Source organism: Aminobacter sp. P9b (genome assembly GCF_045345995.1).
Classification (GTDB): Bacteria; Pseudomonadota; Alphaproteobacteria; order Rhizobiales; family Rhizobiaceae; genus Aminobacter; species Aminobacter niigataensis.
In genome coordinates this window covers 187,096-206,645 of record NZ_CP150083.1, presented here as the reverse complement: position 1 = coordinate 206,645, position 19,550 = coordinate 187,096, and the positions used below count along the sequence as shown (strand labels likewise).

Sequence of the window (19,550 nt, the reverse complement as noted above, 5' to 3'; positions counted from 1 at the left end):
CGGTAATTGGTGTCGGTTGACGGCTATGCCCTGCCTTGCCGCCGATGCCCACAGTTATCGGGCCGCGGACGCGATCAGGCGCCGCCCGGCTTTTGCCCAGTCTGTTGCTTGGCCAGCTTCGCCTTGGCGTGCCAGTCGAAGTCGATCGAGCCTTCCTCGGCCTTGTGGAAGAATTGCGAACACACCAGCCAGCCCTTGAGCGGCCGCAGAAGCGCCATGCAGCTCAGCACGGTCAACGGCAAGGTGATGAAGATATGCACCCAAAGCGGCAGGCCGAACGCCATCTGGAACCAGACGCCGAACGCGAGCGCCGGCACGGCGGCGATGGTCATCGCAAAGAAGGCCGGGCCGTCGGCCGGATCGGCGAAGGAATAGTCGAGGCCGCAGACCTCGCAGCGCGGGGCGAGTTTCAGGAAGCCCGAGAACAGGTGCCCCATCTGGCAGCGCGGGCACAGCCCCTTGATGCCTGTCTTCATCGGGTTGTCGGTCGGGGTGAAACCTTCCGCCGAAAATCTGCTCTCAGACATACTCGCCTCCATCTCGGAGCCGCTAAAGCGGCTGGCGCCACATGCCGGCGCTCCATTTGCATCCATACATAATCCTCATGGCGCTTGCGTGCAAGACACGAGATGCATATAATTAGCATACACTCCAATCAATATGGATTGATGCGGTGATTTGTATGGATTATGCCGCTTGCAACCCGGGCAAGCCTGGCGTGGGTCAAAATGTCCGTGGGGGTGCGTCGACTTTCCGCGATGCGCGGACCAGAATGCAGGTCTATTGCAGTTGTGAGCAATACCTGACGAAAGTTGGCGAGTATCGCGCTTCGACCGGCAATCGTGCGCAAGCCGATTGTTCATGCAAGAGAGGTCCCGAATGTTCGGACTGACGGCACTGGAACTGGCCCGCATACAGTTCGGCTTCACCATTTCCTTCCACATCATCTTCCCTGCGATCACCATCGGACTCGCAAGCTATCTCGCTGTGCTGGAAGGGTTGTGGTTATGGAAGCGCGATACCGTCTACCGCGACCTCTATCACTTCTGGTCGAAGATCTTTGCCGTCAACTTTGCCATGGGCGTCGTCTCGGGCCTTGTCATGGCCTACCAGTTCGGCACCAACTGGAGTTATTTTTCGGCCTTCGCCGGCAGCGTGACGGGCCCCCTGCTCGCCTATGAGGTGCTGACCGCCTTCTTCCTCGAGGCCGGCTTCCTCGGTGTCATGTTGTTCGGCTGGAACAAGGTCGGCCCGGGACTGCACTTCTTCTCGACGATCATGGTGGCCCTCGGCACGCTGATCTCGGCCACCTGGATCCTGGCCTCGAACAGCTGGATGCAGACACCCCAGGGCTTCGAGATCATCAACGGCATCGTCGTGCCGGTGAATTGGTTTGAGGTGATCTTCAATCCCTCCTTCCCCTATCGCCTGGCGCATATGACGGTGGCGGCGTTCCTGGCCACCGCACTGTTTGTCGGCGCCTCGGGCGCCTGGCATCTGCTGCGCGGCAACGACAACCGCCGCGTCCGCACCATGCTGTCGATGGCGATGTGGATGCTGCTGGCTTCGGCGCCGCTGCAGATCCTGATCGGCGACCTGCACGGCCTCAACACGCTGAAGCACCAGCCGGCCAAGATCGCAGCACTTGAAGGCCACTGGGAAAACAAGCCGGGCGAAGCCATCCCGCTCACCCTGTTCGGCTGGCCCGACATGGAGAAGGAAGAGACGCTCTACGCGCTGAAGATCCCGCGTCTCGGCAGCCTGATCCTGACGCATGAATGGAACGGCCAGTTCCCCGGCCTGAAGGAGTTCGCCAAGGAGGACAGACCGAACTCGACGGTAGTGTTCTGGAGCTTCCGCATCATGGTGGGCCTGGGCATGCTGATGCTGCTGCTCGGGGCCTGGGGGCTGTGGCTCAGGTGGCGTGACAGGTTGTTCGACACCAACCTGTTCCTGCGCTTTGCCACGGTCATGGGACCGACGGGCCTGATCGCCATCCTTGCCGGCTGGTACACCACCGAAATCGGCCGCCAGCCATGGATCGTCTATGGCGTGATGCGCACCAAGGACGCGGTGTCGAACCATTCGGCGCTCGCCATGAGCACGACGCTGGTCGCCTTCATCGTGGTCTATTTTATCGTCTTCGGCATCGGAACCCGCTACATGCTGAAGCTGGTGGCCAAGGGCCCGGAAGATCATGAGCACGAGCCGACCGACGACACCGGTGCGCGCCGACCCGCGCGCCCGCTTTCGGCCGCGCCCGACCAGATGGACATGTTCGTGCCGACGAACCAGGACAGGAGGGGCTGAAACATGGGCATCGATCTCCCCGTAGTCTGGGCCGTCATCATCGCCTTCGGCCTGATGATGTATGTCATCATGGACGGTTTCGATCTCGGGATCGGCATCCTGTTCCCCTTCGTCCGCGACCGCCAGGACCGGGATACCATGGTCAACACGGTCGCCCCGGTGTGGGACGGCAACGAGACCTGGCTGGTGCTGGGCGGCGCGGCGATGATGGCGGTGTTCCCGCTCGCCTATGCCGTCATCCTCAGCGCGCTGTATTTGCCGCTGGTGCTGATGCTGCTCGGGCTGATCTGGCGCGGCGTCGCCTTCGAGTTTCGTTTCAAGGCCGATGAACATCATAAGCCGTTCTGGGACCGGGCCTTCGCTGGCGGCTCCTATGTCGCGACCTTCTTCCAGGGCGTTTCGCTTGGCGCATTCCTCAACGGCTTCCCGATGGAGAATGGCTCTTATACCGGCGGTGCGCTCGACTGGATCACGCCCTTCAGCCTGTTCACCGGGCTTGGGCTGATCGTCGCCTACGCGCTGCTCGGCAGCACATGGCTGATCATCAAGACCGAAGGCGCCCTCTATGACCGCATGGTTGCCCTGGCGCGGCCGATCACGCTGACGCTCCTCGCAGTTATCGGCATCGTCAGCCTGTGGACGCCGTTCGCCCATCCAGACATCGCCGAGCGCTGGTTCAGCTTCCCCAACATCGTCTTCTTCTCGCCGGTGCCGGTCCTGGTACTGGTCAGCAGTTGGCTGATCCTGCGCAGCCTGAACGGTGCGCCGCACGTCGCGCCGTTCCTGCTTGCGCTGTTCGTGCTGTTCCTCGGTTATAGCGGCCTTGGCATCAGCCTGTGGCCGAACATCATTCCGCCCGACATCACCATCCGCGAGGCGGCGGCCCCGCCGCAGAGCATGGGCTTCACGCTGGTCGGCGCGCTGTTCATCATCCCCTTCATCCTCGGCTACACCGCGTGGTCCTATTATGTGTTCCGCGGCAAGGTGAAGGCCGGCGAGGGCTATCACTGATGGCCGCGCCCACCGAAGCGCCGGTTTCCTGGCCGAAGCGGATCGGCTGGCTGGTGCTGATCTGGATCGCCAGCGTGCTGAGCCTCGGCATCGTGGCCTACCTGTTCCGCTTCGTGATGGGCCTCGCCGGCCTGACTGTCTGACCCCGATAACGGATCGAACCTCATGTACACCGACGTTTCCAGGGCGCTCGACCAGAGCGATTTCCACGACCGAATCTATGCCGGCGACGTGCTGCGCTTCGGCCATCTCAAGCCGATGCGCGAGCTCGTCGACTTCACACGCGCAATGCTTGAGGATGCGTTTGCGCCTTTCAATCCGGTCCAGATACACAAGCACCTGACGCATCAGCAGCAGATGGAGAGCTTTGCCCAGCGGCAGCGCGACTTTGCCCGCGCGCCAGAGGTCAAGCGCTTGTGGCGTGACCTCTTCGAGGCGGCCGGGCTCGATGCCGAAGGGCTTGCGCGCGACAGCCTCTATCTCCGCTTCCAGCCGCATCAGGACCGTGGCGCCGTCGTGCCTCGCGCCCGCACCACGGCGACCATCGCGTTTCACCGCGACACCTGGGGCTCCAACCTCTATGCGCAGACCAACTGGTGGGCGCCGATCTATGACATCGACGCCGGGCGCACCTTCGCCATCTATCCGTCGCTGTGGCAGCGTGCGGTGGCCAACACCAGTGCCGAATTCGATCTCGCGGCCTTGCTGGACCGGTCAAAGGCGGGCGGCCGCAACGCCAATGACGCCGACGCGGCCATCCCGCATTTGACCGAACAGCTGGAGGTTACCGACGCCACGCCGGTCGTCCTGGCGCCGGGCGAGGTGATCGCCTTCTCCAGTGCGCACGCCCATGCCGGCGTGCCCAACTCGACCGGTGTGACGCGCATCTCGCTGGAGACCCGCACGCTCTGGATCGACGACGTCCGCTCCGGGCGCGGCGCGCCTAATGTCGACGGTCATGCGCGCTGGATGTCGCCCGGCATGTTCCGGCGGGTGAGCGACGAGGTTCCGCTCAACGAGATCCTCGGCATGGGCCGGGTCGAGCCATTCAAAGGCCCCTTCCCTGCCAGCCGTCACACCACCATCGAAGACATGGCCGACTGCTGAGCCAAAAGGGCGGCGACGACCTCGAGGCTGGCAGCAAGCGAGGCATGGCTGGGCGCAGCGCCCAGTCCCAGCCGCACCGCTTCGGGAGCGGGCTCGGTGGCCGCAAAGGCATCGCTGGTGACCACGCCGATGCCGGCCGAACGCAGCCGCGCGGCAAAATCGCTACGGTTCCAGTGGCCGGGAAGCTTCAGCCAGACGTGGAAGCCTTCGGGGTCGGCCTGGATCAGCTTTGCCGGCAGGATCTTCGACACAATCGCCTGGCGCTGCTTGGCCTCGATGCGGATCGCAGCCAGCACTGAATGGGCAATGCCGGTTTCGATCCAGTGCGTGGCGACAGCCGACGTCAGCGGCGAAGCCATCCCGGCGGTCGCGCGGACAGCACCGGCGAGGTGGGCGACGGTGCGTCCCTGCGGGACGACCACATAGGCCACGCGCAGCGCCGGCGCCACGCATTTGGCCAGCCCGGCAACATGATAGGTGATGTCGGGGGCGAGTGCTGCCAAGGCGGCCACCGGCTTGGCTGGCAAGGCGCCGTAGGCGTCGTCTTCGACGATCAGGACATTGTGCTGGCGGGCGATTGATACGATGCGTTCGCGCCTAGCCAGAGACAGCGTCGCCGTCGTCGGGTTGTGCAGCGTCGGCGTGCAGTACAAGATTTTGGGCGCGTGTTTGCGGCAGGCTTCCTCGAACGCCTCAGGGATGAGGCCCTGTGCGTCCATCGCAATGCCGGCGACGTGGATGCGCAGATGCTGCGCCACGGCAAGCAGGCCCGGGTAGGTCAGCGCCTCGGCGCAGATCGTTTCTCCCGGCGCGGCCAGCGCGCCGAGAAGCGCGAGCAACGCCCCTTGCGCACCGGGAGCGACCAGCAACCGGCCAGTATCGATCTCGCCGAGCCGCGGGGCCAGCCATGCTGCTCCCGCCGCGCGATCACGCGAGGTGCCACCGGCCTCCTGGTACCGCATCAGCAGGTCCAGTCCGTGGCTCGATTGCAGTTGGGCGATGCCGTCCCACATCGCCGCCGCAAGGTCCGGATCGTCGAAGCGCGGCGGCAGGTTCATGCTCATGTCGATGATCCCCGTCACCGCCGACCCGGCGGATGCGGGACGCCGCGCCGTGACATAGGTGCCCTGCCCGACGCGGCCTTCGACCAGCCCGCGCTTGCGGGCCTCGGCATAGGCGCGGCTGACCGTGGTGAAGTCGATGCCGAGTTGGTCGGCGAGCGTTCGCTGCGGCGGCAGCCTGAAACCGTCAGTCAGCCTGCCCGACGCAATGTCCGTCGCAAGCGCGTCGGCGATCGCCAGGTAAAGAGGGCCCCCAGCCTTGGAGATGGAGGGAGACCAGTTCGTTGTCGTCATTGCTCAGCAGGTTCCAACAGCGTTTTCCATATATATGCACAATGTATGGGAAATGCCACCCATCATTGCCAATCGGCGCATCGTCGCCGTGCAGGCAGAGCTGCTCGCGTGAGCCGCATCACATTTGTTTGCGATGGACGACAATGAATCGACGCCGGGTTCGCTCAGGAATAGGCTCCCCCGCGCATAGTCGTCGCCAGGCAACACCGATTGCCTGCTGCTGCTGATGATCCTGAAGGCGAAGCTGCCGGCCCTTGCGATGTCGGGGCGGCCGTCCAGATTTCGAAAGGCGACCTGCCGCCAGACGCAAAACGGCTCGAATTCAATCAATGAAGGAGACTGGTTATGCCATCGGTAAAGAATATCGTTCTGGTCCACGGCGCATGGGGCGATGCCTCGCACTGGCGCCACGTCATTCCGCCGCTCCACGCCAAGGGCTACAAGCTGGCAGCGGTGCAAAACCCGCTGACTTCGCTCGCAGACGATATCGAGCGCACGACCAAGCTCGCCGCGGCGCAGGACGGACCTACACTTCTGGTCGGCCATTCCTATGGCGGTGCGGTGATCACCGGCGCCGGCCATGCACCTAACGTCGTCGGGCTGGTCTACATCGCTGCCTTCGCGCCGGAAGAAGGCGACAGCCTCGGCAGCATCTTCGCCCGGCGCGAACCACCGTCGGGCGCAGGCAGCATCCGCCCCGACAAGGAAGGCTTCCTGTGGCTCGCCCAGGACACGTTCCGCCAGAGTTTTGGCCAGGACCTCAGCGAGCCCGAGGCACTGGTCATGGCAGTGACGCAGAAGCCGATTGCCGCGCGCTGCTTCGAAGACAAGTCGGGACCGGCGGCATGGCACACCAAGCCGAGCTGGTACCAGGTATCGAGCCGCGACAACATGATCCCGCCGGAGACCGAGCAATGGATGGCCGAGCGCATCAAGGCGCGCAAGACCATCACCCTCAACGCCAGCCACGCTTCGCTGGCCTCGCATCCGCTCGAAATCGTCACCTTGATCGACGAAGCCGCCAAGTCATTCTGATGCGCCAGGGTCCGCACGGCGGCTATCGCTGCCGTGCGGACCTGTGTCGTCTGGCCGGCTAAAAGCCGCAATCCACAAGCTATCCTTGCAGCGTATGAATCTATCTGATTCCCTAGGGCTGTCCGATTCGGGCAGGGGCGCTGCGCAGGAAACGGCATCATGAGCACTTCCAAGAAATCTGAAATCTCAGAGATGAGGCCGAAGCTGACTGTCATCGGAGTCGGTGGTGGCGGCGGCAATGCCGTCAACAACATGATCGCCGAGGGCCTGGAAGGCACCGAGTTCATCGTTGCCAATACCGATGCCCAGGCGCTCACCATGTCGAAGGCGCCGAGGCTGGTCCAGCTTGGAGCGCTGGTGACCGAGGGGCTGGGCGCCGGCTCCTTGCCCGAGGTCGGGCAGGCCGCGGCCGAAGAATCGATCGACGAGATCATGGATCAGCTTTCCGGCACGCATATGTGCTTTGTCACCGCCGGAATGGGTGGTGGCACCGGAACAGGCGCCGCCCCGGTGATCGCCAAGGCTGCGCGCGACGCCGGCATCCTGACGGTGGCGATCGTCACCAAGCCTTTCACCTTCGAAGGCAAGCGCCGCATGCAGATGGCCGACCGCGGCATCGAGCTTTTGCGCCAGGCCGCCGACACGGTCATCGTCATTCCGAACCAGAACCTGTTTCGGATCGCGACCGAAAAGACGACCTTCGAGGATGCCTTCGGCATGGCCGACAAGGTGCTCTATTCGGGCGTCAGCTGCATCACCAATCTCATCGTCAAGGAAGGCCTGATCAATCTCGACTTCGCCGACGTGAAGACGGTGATGCGTGACATGGGCCGGGCGATGATGGGCACTGGCGTCGGCACTGGCGAAAACCGCGCCAGCAAGGCAGCGGAAGCTTCGATCGCCAACCCGCTGATCGACGAGAACTCGATCAAGGGTGCACGCGGTGTCCTGATCTCGATTTCGGGCGGCATGGACATGACGCTGTTCGAGGTCGACGAGGCCGCGACCCGGATCCGCGAGGAAGTCGGCGACGATGCCGACATCATCGTCGGCGCCATCTTCGACAATTCGCTCGAAGGGCAGTTCAAGGTGTCCGTCGTCGCCACAGGCCTCGAGATGTCCGCCAATCAGGGCGAGCCCGTCGTCAACATGCGTGGACAGCCGGCACCAGGATCGATGCAGCCGCTCCACTGAAGCGTGCGGCCAGCGTCGTCGACGTTGGCCAGGTAGGCAGGATCGACGCTGATCGGCAAGGGGGCTGTCTTCCTGCCCCGCCTGCCTGAAAGCCGGCTTTCGACCCAGAGACGCGTTGCACTCCGCTTGCGTATGTCAGAAGTTGGCGACGACGTGCCTTCTGGCGGAAATCGATGAAGCTGGCTCATGAATCAGATCTGTTGCCGCTGAACGCCGCCAAGGCGTTCGAGGCCTTTGCCCGCTTGGGCAGCGTGACGGCGGCAGCCGACGAACTCGGCTTGACAGCCTCGGCGGTCAGCCATCGCCTGGCGCAGTTGGAAGAATTCGTCGGTACCAAGCTGACCGAACGGCACGGACGCGGTCTGGCGCTGACCGCCGAGGGCCGGGAATATCTGGAATCGATCCTGCCGGCGTTCTTCCTGCTGCGCACCGCCACCAGCCAGCTGCGCTTCAGGGCGAGTGCGCACGAGATCTCGATCAGCGCCATCCCGCTGTTTGCCGTAAGCTGGCTGATCCCCCGTCTTGCCGGGTTCAGCCGCCAGAACCGCGATATCGACGTCCGCGTGACCTATGCCCAGAACCGCAACTATTCGAGCGATGCGGCCGATATATCGGTGCGGTTCGGCGCTGGCGCCTGGCTGGGCTACAAGAGCGAGCTCTTCCTCAGCGGCGCCGTCGTGCCGGTGGCGAGCCCTGCCCTGCTGCAAGGCCGCGACCGATTGCCGGGCGAGGAAACGATTGCCGGGCTGCCGCTGATCCACGACGAAAGCCGCGACCATTGGCTGAACTGGTTTCGCGCGGCCGGCGTGCGGGCGGATCACCAGCATCTTTCCGGCCCGCTGTTCGAGGACGGGTTGCTGGTCCGCGCCGCTGCCGTCTCCGGCCTAGGCGCTGCCCTGTGCCGGCTGCCGCTCGTCGCCGACGACATTACGCATGGCAGGCTGGTCGTGCTTTCCGACCGCTCGCTGGACGACGGCCGGAACTATTATCTCTGTACCAGGACCGACCGGGAGCTGCCGCAGATGTCCCGCCGCTTCGTCGCCTGGATGCGGGCCGAACGCGACAAACACCAGTTGCAATCGTGAAATTGAGCTCAGCAGTTGAGGGATCTGCGATGGTCATGGTCTGGCGCAATCTCTAGTCTCGCCTCGAGACGCCCATATGGGCGCAACTGCAGAGGCTCAAATGACCGACATGCAACCCACCACGCCCGAACGGGATCCGCTCGATCCCCAGTCGAACGTGCAGGCAGCCATCGATGGCCTGGGCATCCTTGCCCGCCGCCGCATCGAGGCGGAGATCATCAAGCCGATCTACGAGGAGATGGTGGCGCGCTTCGGCCGCGAGGCGGCGCGCGAAACGCTGCGTACGGCAATCACCAATGCGGCGATCGAGGCCGGCAAGAAGTTTGCCGCGGGCGAGAAGGGGCCGGTCGACCTCAAGTCGTTCGCAGCGCTGCAGCCGAAATGGCGCCAGGACGATGCGCTGCATTTCGAAGTGCTGACCGAGACGGCCGACCAGTTCGACTACAACGTCACCCGCTGCCGCTATGCAGAGATGTATCATTCGATGGGCCTCGGCGAGATCGGCACGCTGCTGTCCTGCCAGCGCGACGGCACGTTCTGCGAAGGCTACGATCCGCGCATTTCGATGACGCGCACCCGCACCATCATGGAAGGCAACGGCAGCTGCGACTTCAGGTATCGGATGAACAGCAACGACGACGCCAACACGAGCAGCTAGACGCTACGGCGCTGTACGCCCAACTGGACGCGCAATGGGCGCTGCAGAACTTTGAACCTGTGCATGATCCTTTCGGAATCGCTTCCGATCTGGGGTTCATGCACTGGCTCTTTGACCTTGCGATGCGAAAGGCCAAATGCCGATGCGGTGCCCCCGCCACGGCAAGGCTGTTCTGCGCGGGCAAAACGAGGAGTTGGAAAGTTGGACAAGCCAGTGACCCGCACGAACGCCAGGATCGACCAGGACCGGCTCTGGGATTCGCTGATGGAAATGGCGAAGGTCGGACCCGGCATCGCCGGCGGCAGCAACAGGCAGACCCTGACCGACGAGGACGCCGAGGGCCGCCGCCTGTTCAAGACATGGTGCGACGAGGCCGGGCTGGAGATGGGCGTCGACGACATGGGCTCGATGTTCGCCTGCCGCGCGGGCACCGATCCCGCCGCCCTGCCGGTCTACATCGGCAGCCACCTCGACACCCAGCCGACCGGCGGCAAGTTCGACGGTGTGCTGGGCGTGCTCGGCGGCCTCGAGGTCGTGCGCACGCTGAATGACCTGGGCATCCAGACTAGGCACCCCATCGTCGTTACCAACTGGACGAATGAGGAGGGTTGTCGCTTCGTGCCCGCCATGGTCGCGTCGGGCGTCTTCGCCGGGACCATCGACAAGGATTGGGCCTATTCCCGCGAGGACGCCAAGGGCAAGCGCTTCGGTGACGAACTCGAGCGGATTGGCTGGAAGGGGACGGAGAAGACCGGCGCCCGCAAGATGAAGGCCTATTTCGAGCTGCACATCGAACAGGGGCCTATCCTCGAGGACGAAGGCATCGACATCGGCGTGGTCACCCACGGCCAGGGCCTGAAGTGGCTGCAGGTGACGCTGGTCGGCAAGGAAGCGCATTCGGGCGGCACGCCCATGTACAAGCGCCGCAATGCCGCGCTCGGCATGGCCAGGGTGATCGAGCTGGTCCAGGAGGTGACGATGGACTACCAGCCCGACGCGGTGGGCAATGTCGGGCACGTCGAAGTTCATCCCAACTCGCGCAGCACCGTTCCCGGCCGCACCGTTCTCACCATCGACATCCGCTCGCCCGAAAAGGACGTGCTCGATGCCATGGACCAGCGCATCCGCGAGGGCATCGCCCTGATCGCTGAGGCGCTCGACATCGGGCACGATGTCGAGCAGGTCGGCCACTTTGATCCCGTCGCCTTCGACAGCGAGTGCGTGCAGATGGTGCGCAATGCCGCCGAAGGGCTCGGCTACAGCCACCGCGACATCGTCTCGGGCGCTGGACACGACGCCTGCTGGCTCAACCGCGTGACGCCGACGGCGATGATCTTCTGCCCCTGCGTCGACGGCCTGTCACACCACGAGGCCGAGGAGATAGATCCGGAATGGGCAGCCGCCGGCTGCGATGTGCTTTTGCACGCCGTGCTGGAGGCGGCTGTCGTAACGGGCTGATTTGCCCCGAGCCGGAAGGGGCTATTCCGAAAGCAGGGTGCGGGTCAGCTGGTGGTTCGCATCGGCAAGGCCATCGATGATGTTGAAGTGGTGACGGTCGGGCTCGACCACGGCCGACGTCGTGGCGCCAAGGCCGGTCCAGATATTGGCGAGCAGCGCGTTCTGGCGCAGAAATTCGGCGCGCTCACCACCGCCTACCCAGCAGGTGATGCGGGCATTTTCCATCGGCCGCAGCAAGGCCGGGCTCTCGGCCAGTGCCTCGGCTTCGTCGATCCGGAGTGTCCCGTTCATACCAGTGTTGATCAGCGGGCGCAGGTCGTGCAGGCCCGAGATCGATACGACATGGCGGATGCGGGCCTGGACTTCCGGCGCAAGCGGGGAGCCGGCCGCGACCATGCGGGAAACCAGATGCCCGCCGGCCGAATGCCCGGTCAGCATCAGGGGGCCATCCACCATCTCGGCGGCCTTGCCGACGGCCGCGCCAATCTCCTTGACGATGCCGGCGATGCGGATTTCGGGACACAGCGTGTAGGACGGCATCGCCACAGCATAGCCGTTGGCAACCGGGCCGGCCGCCAGGTGCGACCAGAAGCTCTTGTCGAGCGCCATCCAGTAGCCGCCATGCACGAACACGACGAGCCCCGTCGGCGCAGCTTTGGGCAGGAAGAGATCGAGGCGGTTGCGCGGCTTGTCGCCGTAGGCAATGTCGAATTTGGCCCGCCCGGCTGAAGCCAGCGCGTCGCGAAACGCCTGCGCCGGCTCCACCCACGCCGCCGGCCAGCGGTCGCCGCCGGGGATGTTGGCGCCATTGGTATAGGCATTGTCCCAATCGTTGATGTGATGTTCGAGCACCGGCGCACTCCCTGGCGGCATCGTTTCAGGTCGTAGCAATGGCCAGCGCCAGCGGCGGCGTCAATGCTTTGCGCGCCAAAAACTTTAGGCTTGAAATAAATTTGGACTGATGCCATTCTCCTGCCGTCCAGTCGAGAATGGGAGGTCTCGCTGCGCCGCTCGCAAGACGTGCCGAAGTTTCTTCCACGCCCGCCTTCTCTCGAAGGCACTGCGCAGCGGCCGCCGATGCGACCCCTCCCCCAGAGAATGCAGATAACAACGAAGCCGGGCACAGTCGCGCCACGGTGAGGAAGCAGATAGGGAACAGCCGCAGAATGCTTGGACCGTCAGCGCATATCGACACTTTCACGCGCGACAACCTCCCGCCCGAGGACCAATGGCCGACGTTCCTGCTCAACGGTTTCGACTATCCCGAACACCTCAATGCCGGCGTTGAGCTGACTGACCGGCTGGTCGAAAAAGGACTGGGCGACCACACGGCGCTGATCGGCAACGGCCGCCGCCGCACCTACAAGGAACTGTCCGACTGGACCAACCGGCTGGCGCATGCGCTGGTCGAGAATTACGGCGTCAAGCCGGGCAACCGGGTGCTGATCCGCTCGGCCAACAATCCGGCCATGGTCGCCTGCTGGCTGGCTGCCACCAAGGCCGGCGCCGTCGTCGTCAACACCATGCCGATGCTGCGTGCCGGCGAGCTGGCCAAGATCGTCGACAAGGCCGAGATCACTATCGCGCTCTGCGACACCCGCCTGATGGACGAGATGGTCGCCTGCGCCAAGGACAGCCCCTTCCTCAGAAAAGTCATCGGCTTCGATGGCACCGCCAATCATGATGCCGAGCTCGACCGCGTCGCCCTCGACAAGCCGGTGATCTTCGAAGCAGTGAAGACCGGCCGCGACGACGTCGCTTTGCTCGGCTTCACCTCCGGAACGACGGGAGTTCCGAAGGCGACGATGCATTTCCATCGCGACCTTCTGATCATCGCCGACGCCTATGCCAAGGAGGTCCTGTCGGTGACGTCGGACGACGTCTTCGTCGGCTCTCCACCACTCGCCTTCACCTTCGGCCTCGGCGGCCTCGCCATCTTCCCGCTGCGCTTCGGTGCGGCCGCGACGCTGCTTGAGCAGGCGACGCCACCGAACATGGTCCACATCATCGAGACCTACAAAGCGACGATCTCGTTCACCGCGCCCACCGCCTACAGGGCGATGCTGAAGGCGATGGACGAAGGCGCCGACCTGTCGTCGCTGCGCGTCGCGGTCTCTGCCGGCGAAACGCTGCCTGGACCGGTCTTCGACGAATGGACCGCAAAGACCGGCAAGCCGATCCTCGATGGCATCGGCGCCACCGAGATGCTGCACATCTTCATTTCCAACCGCTTCGAGGACATGAAGCCCGCCTCCACCGGCAAGCCGGTCGGTGGCTACGAGGCGCGTGTCGTCGACGCGAACATGAACGAGGTGCCGCGCGGCACCGTGGGCAAGCTTGCCGTGCGCGGCCCGACCGGCTGCCGCTACATGTCCGATGCCCGCCAGCTCGAATATGTCCGCGACGGCTGGAACCTGACCGGCGACGCCTTCCTGCAGGACGAGGACGGCTTCTTCCACTTCGCCGCCCGCTCCGACGACATGATCGTCAGCGCCGGCTACAACATCGCCGGACCCGAGGTCGAGGCGGCGTTGTTCTCGCACCCGGAAGTCGCCGAATGCGCCGTGATCGGCGCCGAGGACGGCGATCGCGGCCAGATCGTCGAGGCTTATGTCGTGCTGGTGCAAGGCGTGGCGGCGGATGCTGCAACCATCAAGCGCCTGCAGGACCATGTGAAGGCAACGATCGCACCGTACAAATATCCGCGCTCGGTGAAATTCATCGACGCCCTGCCCAAGACCCAGACCGGCAAGATCCAGCGCTTCCGGCTCCGCGCGGAGAAGATGAATTGAGCAAGCCATACGATCCCTCGGCCGAGGGCGCGCAGATGTCGTTCAAGGACCGCATGTCCTACAGCGACTACCTGCACCTGGAAAAGGTGCTGGACGCGCAGGAGCCCCTATCCACTGCCCACGACGAGATGCTGTTCATCATCCAGCATCAGACCTCGGAGCTGTGGATGAAGCTCGCCCTGCACGAGATCAGCTCGGCGATCCGGTCCATCCGTGCCGACCGCCTCGAACCGTCCTTCAAGATGCTGACGCGCGTATCGCGCATCTTCGAGCAATTGAACAATGCCTGGGACGTGCTCAGGACGATGACGCCGAGCGAATACACCGAGTTCCGCGACTCGCTCGGCCAGTCCTCGGGCTTCCAGTCCTGGCAGTACCGGGCGATCGAGTTCATGGCCGGCAACCGCAACGTGGCGATGCTGCGCCCGCATGCGCATCAGCCGGAACTAACCGAGAAACTGGAAGCGGTGCTAGCCCAGCCTTCGCTCTATGACGAGGCGATCCTTCTGCTCGCTCGCAACGGCTTCGACGTCGGCGCCGAGGCGAAGAAGACCGACTGGCGCGAGACCCGCACCGAGAGCGAGGAAGTGCTTGTCGCCTGGCAGGCGATCTACCGCGACCCGCAGCGCTACTGGATGTTCTACGAACTGGCCGAGAAGCTGGTCGACTTCGAGGATTATTTCCGCCGCTGGCGCTTCAACCACGTCACCACGGTCGAACGCATCATCGGCATGAAACGCGGCACCGGCGGCACGTCGGGCGCATCGTATCTGAAGAAGATGCTGGAGGTTGAACTGTTCCCTGAACTCTGGAAAGTTCGCACCCGGCTCTGAAGCTTTTTTGATTACAACGAGAACACTCGGAGGGAGAACCTAATGAAGAAGATTATTGCAGCCGGCATCTTCGGCTTGTCGCTGGCGACATCCGGCCTGGCCTATGCCGAACCGGTCAAGATCGGCGTCATCACCACGCTTTCGGGTGGTGGTGCGGGCCTTGGCGTTGACATGCGCGATGCCTTTGCGCTGGCCATGAAGCAGTCCGGCAACAAGGATGTCGAACTCGTCATCGAGGACGATGCCCAGAAGCCCGAGATTGCCGTGCAGCTCGCCGAAAAGATGATCCAGAGCGACAAGGTCGACCTGCTTACCGGCATCATCTGGTCGAACCTCGCCATGGCCGTGGTGCCGAACGCGGTCGCGCAGGACGTGATCTACCTGTCGCCGAACGCGGGCCCGTCGGCCCTTGCCGGCGCCAAATGCAGCCCGAACTACTTCAACGTCGCCTACCAGAACGACAATTTCCATGAGGCGATGGGGCAGTACGCCAACAAGGACTACAAGAAGACCTTCATCCTCGCCCCGAACTATCCGGCCGGCAAGGATTCGCTGACCGGCTTCAAGCGCTACTACAAGGGTGAACTGGCCGGCGAGACCTACACCCAGGTCGGCCAGACCGACTACGCCGCCGAGATTGCCCAGATCCGCGATTCCGGCGCCGACTCGGTGTTCTTCTTCCTGCCCGGCGGCATGGGCATCTCCTTCATGAAGCAATACGCCCAGTCCGGTGTGAACATCCCGGTCATGGGCCCCGGCTTCTCCTTCGACCAGGACATCCTGCCTGCGGTTGGCGATGCGGCCCTCGGCGTCAAGAACTCGGCAAGCTGGTCCAAGGACCTCGACAACGAGGCCAACAAGGCGTTCGTCGAAGCCTTCCAGGCCGAGTACAAGCGCCTGCCCTCGGTTTATGCCGCCCAGAGCTGGGACACCGCAAACCTGATCCTGTCGGCGCTCGGCAAGGCCAGCGTCAAGGACAAGGACGCCTTCCGCGCCGCCCTCAAGGCAGCCGACTTCAAGTCGGTTCGTGGCGAGTTCACTTTCAACACCAACAACCACCCGGTCCAGAACATCTACGTGCGCGAGGTGGTGAAGGAAGGCGACGTCCTGACCAACAAGATCGTTGCCACTGCCTTCGAGAAGCACGGCGACGCCTACGCCGAACAGTGCAAGATGTAGGCTTCCCTTCTCCCCGCATGCGGGGAGAAGTTGCCGGCAGGCGGATGAGGGGCGGAGCGGCGCCCGCAAACCTCAACATTGCCCCTCACCCTTACCCTCTCCCCGCAAACGGGGAGAGGGAGGCGTCTTCGTCGCATCTTTAAACCCAGCCAGCGAAAGCGTCCCCTTGTCCATCGCACTGCTCATCGAGCAAATTCTGAACGGGCTGCAGCTCGGCGTAATGCTGTTCCTCATGGCCGCCGGCCTGACGCTGATCTTCGGCGTCATGGGCCTAATCAACCTCGCCCATGGCTCGCTCTACATGGTCGGCGCCTTCGCCTGTGCGGCGGTGGCAGCCGCCACCGGCTCGTTCTGGATCGGCCTCGTCGCCAGCCTGATAGCGGCAGCCGCTGCGGGCGCGATCATGGAGGTGACCGTCATTCGCCGGCTCTATGACCGCGACCATCTCGACCAGGTGCTGGCGACGTTCGCGCTCATCCTGATCTTTTCGGAAGGCACGCGCTGGCTGTTCGGATCGTTCCCGCTCTATCTTGACATTCCGCCGCTGCTCCAGGGAGCCGTTCCGCTCCCCGGCGGCGGGCAATATCAGCTCTATCGCCTCGCCATCATCGGCGTCGGCATCGTGGTCGCAGTCGGGCTTTATTTCCTGATCTCGCGCACCCGTCTCGGCATGCGCATCCGAGCCGGCGAATCCGACCGCGAGATGATTGCAGCCCTCGGCGTCGATATCCGCACGCTCTACACCGTGGTCTTTGCGCTGGGTGCCGCCCTCGCTGGTCTCGCCGGAGCACTTGTCGGCGCGCTGCAGTCGGTGCAGGTCGGCATGGGCGAACCGGCGCTCATCCTCGCTTTCGTCGTCATCGTCATTGGCGGCATAGGCTCGATCAAGGGCGCGCTGTTCGGCGCCATCCTCGTCGGCGTCGTCGACACCATGGGCCGCTTCCTGCTGCCCAAGGCGCTCGCTCTGATGATACCTGCGGCGCAGGCTGGCCCGATCGGCGCCGCCCTCGCCTCGATGCTGATCTACATAGTCATGGCGCTGATCCTCGCTTTCAGGCCGAGCGGCCTGTTCGCGGCGCAGTCGTGAGGCCGGCCATGACAAACGCATCCCTGATGACACGCGAAACCATCGTCAACGTTCTCCTGGCGCTGCTGCTGCTGGCGATCCCGCTCGGCGCCTCCGCCATGGGCGAACCGTTCTACATCACGCTTGCGACGCGCATCGCTGTGCTGGCGCTGGCCGCCGTCGGCCTCAACATCGCGCTCGGCCTTGGCGGGCTGGTTTCGTTCGGCCATGCCGCATTCTTCGGCCTTGGCGGATATGCGGCGGGCATCCTCGCGACCCATGCCTTCGACGGCGTGCCGCTCTTCGCCGGCATCCCGGGCACGGATTCGATGCCGATCATCTGGCTCGTCACGGTGGTGGTTTGCGGGCTCCTCGCCTTGCCCATTGGTGCGATCAGCCTGCGCACGACTGGCGTCTATTTCATCATGATCACGCTCGCCTTCGCGCAGATGATCTACTACTTCGCCATTTCCTGGCCGGCCTATGGCGGCGAGGACGGGCTGTCGATCTACGTCCGAAGTGCCTTTCCCGGTGCCAACACCGCCCAGCCGCTGCCGTTCTTCCTGATCTGCTATGCCGTGCTCATGACAGCGCTGGGCCTGTTCTGGCTGCTGCGCGGATCGCGCTTTGGCGCTGCTCTGCAGGCAGCCCGGCAGAATGCAACGCGGCTGTCTGCGGTGGGCATCGCGCCGTTCAACATCAGGCTGGTCGCCTTCGCCGTCTCGGCGATGGTCACCGGTGTGGCCGGCGCGCTGTTTGCCGACCTCAACAAGTTCGTCAGCCCGTCGATGATGTCATGGCACATGTCGGGCGAACTGATCGTGCTGATCATCCTCGGCGGCAAAGGCCGGCTGTTCGGGCCGGTCGCGGGCGCCATGCTCTATGTTCTGTTTGAATTCGCGCTTGGTGGCATCACCGAACGCTGGCAGTTCTTCCTCGGCCTTATCCTGCTCGGTGTCGTGCTGTTTGCGCGCGGCGGGTTGCTCGGCCTTTTGGCAGGAAAGGCGCGTCATGGCTGAGCCGGTCCTCGAAATCCTGGAGTTGCGCAAGACCTTCGGCGCGCTGAAGGCGGCTGACGGCGTCAGCCTAACGCTGATGCCGGGCGAGATCCACGCGCTGATCGGTCCCAACGGTGCGGGCAAGAGCACGCTGATCCATCAGATTTCGGGCTCGATCAGGCCTAATAGTGGCACGATCCGTTTCCTCGGCCAGGACATGGCCGGGCTCGACATGGCCGCACGCGCCCGGCTGGGGCTTGGGCGCAGTTTCCAGATATCGTCGCTGGTGCAGGAATTTTCAGCGCTGCGCAATGTCATGCTGGCGGTGCAGGCGCGGCAAGGTTCGAGCTTCCGCTTCTTCCGCCCCGTCATGGGCGATCCGACGCTGACCGAGCCGGCGATGGCGATGTTGGAACGCGTCGGCCTGGCCGGGCGTGCGCACATGCCCGCCGCCGAGCTGTCGCATGGCGAGCGCCGCCAGCTCGAAATAGCCATTGCGCTGGCGCTTGGCTCGAAAGCCTTCCTGTTCGACGAGCCTATGGCCGGCATGGGCCCGGAAGGCTCGAAAAGCCTGACAAAATTTCTCGACGGCCTACGCCACGAGGCGCCGATCCTTTTGGTGGAACACGACATGGATGCGGTGTTCGCGCTCGCCGACCGCATCTCCGTTCTCGTCTATGGCCGCGTCGTCGCTACCGGCACGGTGGACGAGATCCGCAACGACCCCGAAGTCCGCCGGGCCTATCTCGGAGAAGCCGCGTGAGCCTGCTCGAACTCAAGGGCGTCGAGACTTTCTACGGCGCTTCGCAGGCGCTGTTCGGCGTTACGCTCGACGTCAGCGAGGGCGAAGTCGTGGCGCTGATGGGCCGCAACGGCATGGGTAAGACGACGACGATCAATTCCATACTTGGCTTGGCGAAACCACGCTCGGGCACGATCAGCTTCGGCGGCCGCCAGGTCGCCGGCATGCGGCCGCACCGCATTGCGCGTCTCGGTCTCGGGCTGGTGCCCGAGGGACGGCGCTGCTTTCCCAACCTCACGGTGTTCGAAAATCTCGTCGCCGCAGCCCGCGGCAGCGAGTGGACCTACGACAAGGTGGTGGAGTTGTTCCCGCGTCTCGGCGAACGCCGCGACCAATACGCCAACACGCTGTCGGGTGGCGAGCAGCAGATGCTGGCCATCGGCCGGGCGCTGATGACTAATCCCAGCCTGCTCATCCTCGACGAGGCGACCGAGGGCCTGGCGCCGGTCATCCGCCAGGATATCTGGGCGGCGATCCGCAAGCTCAAGGCTGAAGGCCAGTCGATCCTGGTCGTCGACAAGACTTTGTCCGAATTGCTGCCGGTGGCCGACCGCTGCTTCGTCCTGGAAAAGGGCGTGGCGGTCTTTTCGGGCGCGCCCGAGGCGCTGACGCCTGAACTTCAGGACCGTTATCTCGGGGTATGAAAAAGGGCGGCCCGGCCGCCCTT

At 64.1% G+C, this 19,550-nt stretch carries 20 protein-coding genes; 16 read left to right on the top strand and 4 right to left on the bottom strand.

Features of this window, described 5'->3' with window-relative positions:
• Window positions 1-74: 74 nt before the first annotated feature.
• Window positions 75-527: a DUF983 domain-containing protein gene (locus WHT83_RS25120; RefSeq protein WP_341878418.1), complete on the bottom strand. Its 453-nt coding sequence runs from the start codon at window positions 525-527 to the stop codon at window positions 75-77.
• A 352-nt stretch (window positions 528-879) separates the two neighbouring features.
• On the opposite strand from WHT83_RS25120, the gene WHT83_RS25115 reads away from it, so the two are divergent.
• From WHT83_RS25115 to WHT83_RS25100, 4 genes are read left to right on the top strand one after another with little or no spacing between them, the layout of a single operon-like run.
• Window positions 880-2,310 (top strand): cytochrome ubiquinol oxidase subunit I, encoded by a 1,431-nt coding sequence (locus WHT83_RS25115; RefSeq protein ID WP_341878417.1) that lies wholly within the window; start codon window positions 880-882, stop codon window positions 2,308-2,310.
• Window positions 2,311-2,313: 3 nt separating this feature from the next.
• Window positions 2,314-3,321 carry a cytochrome d ubiquinol oxidase subunit II gene (cydB, locus tag WHT83_RS25110; RefSeq protein ID WP_341878416.1) on the top strand — a complete coding sequence of 336 codons (1,008 nt, stop codon included), beginning with the start codon at window positions 2,314-2,316 and terminating at the stop codon, window positions 3,319-3,321.
• The gene (locus WHT83_RS25105; RefSeq protein ID WP_341878415.1) at window positions 3,321-3,464 is read left to right on the top strand and encodes a DUF2474 domain-containing protein; all 144 of its coding nucleotides are present in this window, start codon (window positions 3,321-3,323) and stop codon (window positions 3,462-3,464) included. The genes cydB and WHT83_RS25105 overlap by 1 nt, the downstream gene beginning before the upstream one ends.
• A gap of 22 nt (window positions 3,465-3,486) precedes the next feature.
• Window positions 3,487-4,428 carry a hypothetical protein gene (locus WHT83_RS25100; RefSeq protein WP_341878414.1) on the top strand — a complete coding sequence of 314 codons (942 nt, stop codon included), beginning with the start codon at window positions 3,487-3,489 and terminating at the stop codon, window positions 4,426-4,428.
• Here the strand turns inward: WHT83_RS25100 and WHT83_RS25095 are convergent.
• Complete coding sequence (locus WHT83_RS25095; RefSeq protein WP_341878413.1) at window positions 4,395-5,783, bottom strand: PLP-dependent aminotransferase family protein; 1,389 nt, start codon at window positions 5,781-5,783, stop codon at window positions 4,395-4,397. The two genes, WHT83_RS25100 and WHT83_RS25095, sit on opposite strands and share 34 nt — an antisense overlap.
• A gap of 345 nt (window positions 5,784-6,128) precedes the next feature.
• Here WHT83_RS25095 and WHT83_RS25090 point away from each other — a divergent pair, with 345 nt between their 5' ends.
• The 5 genes from WHT83_RS25090 to WHT83_RS25070 all read left to right on the top strand — a co-directional run bounded on the left by WHT83_RS25090 (window position 6,129) and on the right by WHT83_RS25070 (window position 11,213).
• Window positions 6,129-6,818, top strand: a complete 690-nt coding sequence (locus WHT83_RS25090; protein ID WP_341878412.1) for an alpha/beta hydrolase — start codon at window positions 6,129-6,131, stop codon at window positions 6,816-6,818.
• A gap of 159 nt (window positions 6,819-6,977) precedes the next feature.
• Window positions 6,978-8,012, top strand: a complete 1,035-nt coding sequence (ftsZ, locus tag WHT83_RS25085; RefSeq protein ID WP_108610319.1) for a cell division protein FtsZ — start codon at window positions 6,978-6,980, stop codon at window positions 8,010-8,012.
• Between the two features lie 173 nt (window positions 8,013-8,185).
• Complete coding sequence (locus WHT83_RS25080; protein ID WP_108610320.1) at window positions 8,186-9,097, top strand: LysR substrate-binding domain-containing protein; 912 nt, start codon at window positions 8,186-8,188, stop codon at window positions 9,095-9,097.
• 109 nt (window positions 9,098-9,206) lie between these two features.
• Window positions 9,207-9,755 (top strand): L-2-amino-thiazoline-4-carboxylic acid hydrolase, encoded by a 549-nt coding sequence (locus WHT83_RS25075; RefSeq protein WP_406874083.1) that lies wholly within the window; start codon window positions 9,207-9,209, stop codon window positions 9,753-9,755.
• A 264-nt stretch (window positions 9,756-10,019) separates the two neighbouring features.
• Window positions 10,020-11,213 (top strand): Zn-dependent hydrolase, encoded by a 1,194-nt coding sequence (locus WHT83_RS25070; RefSeq protein ID WP_406874082.1) that lies wholly within the window; start codon window positions 10,020-10,022, stop codon window positions 11,211-11,213.
• A 21-nt stretch (window positions 11,214-11,234) separates the two neighbouring features.
• On the opposite strand, the gene WHT83_RS25065 is transcribed toward WHT83_RS25070, so the two are convergent.
• Window positions 11,235-12,065: an alpha/beta hydrolase gene (locus WHT83_RS25065; protein WP_406874061.1), complete on the bottom strand. Its 831-nt coding sequence runs from the start codon at window positions 12,063-12,065 to the stop codon at window positions 11,235-11,237.
• A gap of 25 nt (window positions 12,066-12,090) precedes the next feature.
• Window positions 12,091-12,252 carry a hypothetical protein gene (locus tag WHT83_RS25060; RefSeq protein WP_159091755.1) on the bottom strand — a complete coding sequence of 54 codons (162 nt, stop codon included), beginning with the start codon at window positions 12,250-12,252 and terminating at the stop codon, window positions 12,091-12,093.
• 127 nt (window positions 12,253-12,379) lie between these two features.
• Here WHT83_RS25060 and WHT83_RS25055 point away from each other — a divergent pair, with 127 nt between their 5' ends.
• The 7 genes from WHT83_RS25055 (at window position 12,380) to WHT83_RS25025 (ending at window position 19,527) form a co-directional block, all read left to right on the top strand.
• A complete protein-coding gene (locus WHT83_RS25055) occupies window positions 12,380-14,005 on the top strand; it encodes an AMP-binding protein (protein ID WP_341878409.1) in 1,626 nt (541 codons plus the stop codon).
• Window positions 14,002-14,838, top strand: coding sequence for a tryptophan 2,3-dioxygenase (gene kynA, locus WHT83_RS25050; RefSeq protein WP_268738084.1), 837 nt, complete (start codon window positions 14,002-14,004; stop codon window positions 14,836-14,838). The genes WHT83_RS25055 and kynA overlap by 4 nt, the downstream gene beginning before the upstream one ends.
• Before the next feature lie 42 nt (window positions 14,839-14,880).
• A complete protein-coding gene (locus tag WHT83_RS25045; RefSeq protein WP_341878408.1) occupies window positions 14,881-16,017 on the top strand; it encodes an ABC transporter substrate-binding protein in 1,137 nt (378 codons plus the stop codon).
• A 166-nt stretch (window positions 16,018-16,183) separates the two neighbouring features.
• Window positions 16,184-17,104, top strand: a complete 921-nt coding sequence (locus tag WHT83_RS25040) for a branched-chain amino acid ABC transporter permease (protein ID WP_341878407.1) — start codon at window positions 16,184-16,186, stop codon at window positions 17,102-17,104.
• 26 nt (window positions 17,105-17,130) lie between these two features.
• Window positions 17,131-18,102, top strand: a complete 972-nt coding sequence (locus WHT83_RS25035; protein WP_341878603.1) for a branched-chain amino acid ABC transporter permease — start codon at window positions 17,131-17,133, stop codon at window positions 18,100-18,102.
• Complete coding sequence (locus WHT83_RS25030; protein WP_341878406.1) at window positions 18,095-18,844, top strand: ABC transporter ATP-binding protein; 750 nt, start codon at window positions 18,095-18,097, stop codon at window positions 18,842-18,844. Before WHT83_RS25035 ends, WHT83_RS25030 begins: the two co-directional genes overlap by 8 nt.
• Entirely contained in the window at window positions 18,841-19,527 is a 687-nt protein-coding gene (locus tag WHT83_RS25025; protein WP_108610328.1) for an ABC transporter ATP-binding protein, read from the top strand. The genes WHT83_RS25030 and WHT83_RS25025 overlap by 4 nt, the downstream gene beginning before the upstream one ends.
• Window positions 19,528-19,550 lie beyond the last annotated feature (23 nt).

Excerpts from the sequence above, each read along its gene's own strand:
- WHT83_RS25075 (WP_406874083.1), top strand. The coding sequence starts at position 9,207 with ATGCAACCCACCACGCCCGAACGGGATCCGCTCGATCCCCAGTCGAAC.
- WHT83_RS25120 (WP_341878418.1), bottom strand. The coding sequence starts at position 527 with ATGTCTGAGAGCAGATTTTCGGCGGAAGGTTTCACCCCGACCGACAAC.
- WHT83_RS25055 (WP_341878409.1), top strand. The coding sequence starts at position 12,380 with ATGCTTGGACCGTCAGCGCATATCGACACTTTCACGCGCGACAACCTC.
- WHT83_RS25115 (WP_341878417.1), top strand. The coding sequence starts at position 880 with ATGTTCGGACTGACGGCACTGGAACTGGCCCGCATACAGTTCGGCTTC.
- WHT83_RS25090 (WP_341878412.1), top strand. The coding sequence starts at position 6,129 with ATGCCATCGGTAAAGAATATCGTTCTGGTCCACGGCGCATGGGGCGAT.
- WHT83_RS25095 (WP_341878413.1), bottom strand. The coding sequence starts at position 5,783 with ATGACGACAACGAACTGGTCTCCCTCCATCTCCAAGGCTGGGGGCCCT.
- WHT83_RS25030 (WP_341878406.1), top strand. The coding sequence starts at position 18,095 with ATGGCTGAGCCGGTCCTCGAAATCCTGGAGTTGCGCAAGACCTTCGGC.
- WHT83_RS25100 (WP_341878414.1), top strand. The coding sequence starts at position 3,487 with ATGTACACCGACGTTTCCAGGGCGCTCGACCAGAGCGATTTCCACGAC.
- WHT83_RS25070 (WP_406874082.1), top strand. The coding sequence starts at position 10,020 with ATGGAAATGGCGAAGGTCGGACCCGGCATCGCCGGCGGCAGCAACAGG.
- WHT83_RS25045 (WP_341878408.1), top strand. The coding sequence starts at position 14,881 with ATGAAGAAGATTATTGCAGCCGGCATCTTCGGCTTGTCGCTGGCGACA.
- ftsZ (WP_108610319.1), top strand. The coding sequence starts at position 6,978 with ATGAGCACTTCCAAGAAATCTGAAATCTCAGAGATGAGGCCGAAGCTG.
- WHT83_RS25035 (WP_341878603.1), top strand. The coding sequence starts at position 17,131 with ATGACACGCGAAACCATCGTCAACGTTCTCCTGGCGCTGCTGCTGCTG.
- cydB (WP_341878416.1), top strand. The coding sequence starts at position 2,314 with ATGGGCATCGATCTCCCCGTAGTCTGGGCCGTCATCATCGCCTTCGGC.
- WHT83_RS25080 (WP_108610320.1), top strand. The coding sequence starts at position 8,186 with ATGAAGCTGGCTCATGAATCAGATCTGTTGCCGCTGAACGCCGCCAAG.
- WHT83_RS25105 (WP_341878415.1), top strand. The coding sequence starts at position 3,321 with ATGGCCGCGCCCACCGAAGCGCCGGTTTCCTGGCCGAAGCGGATCGGC.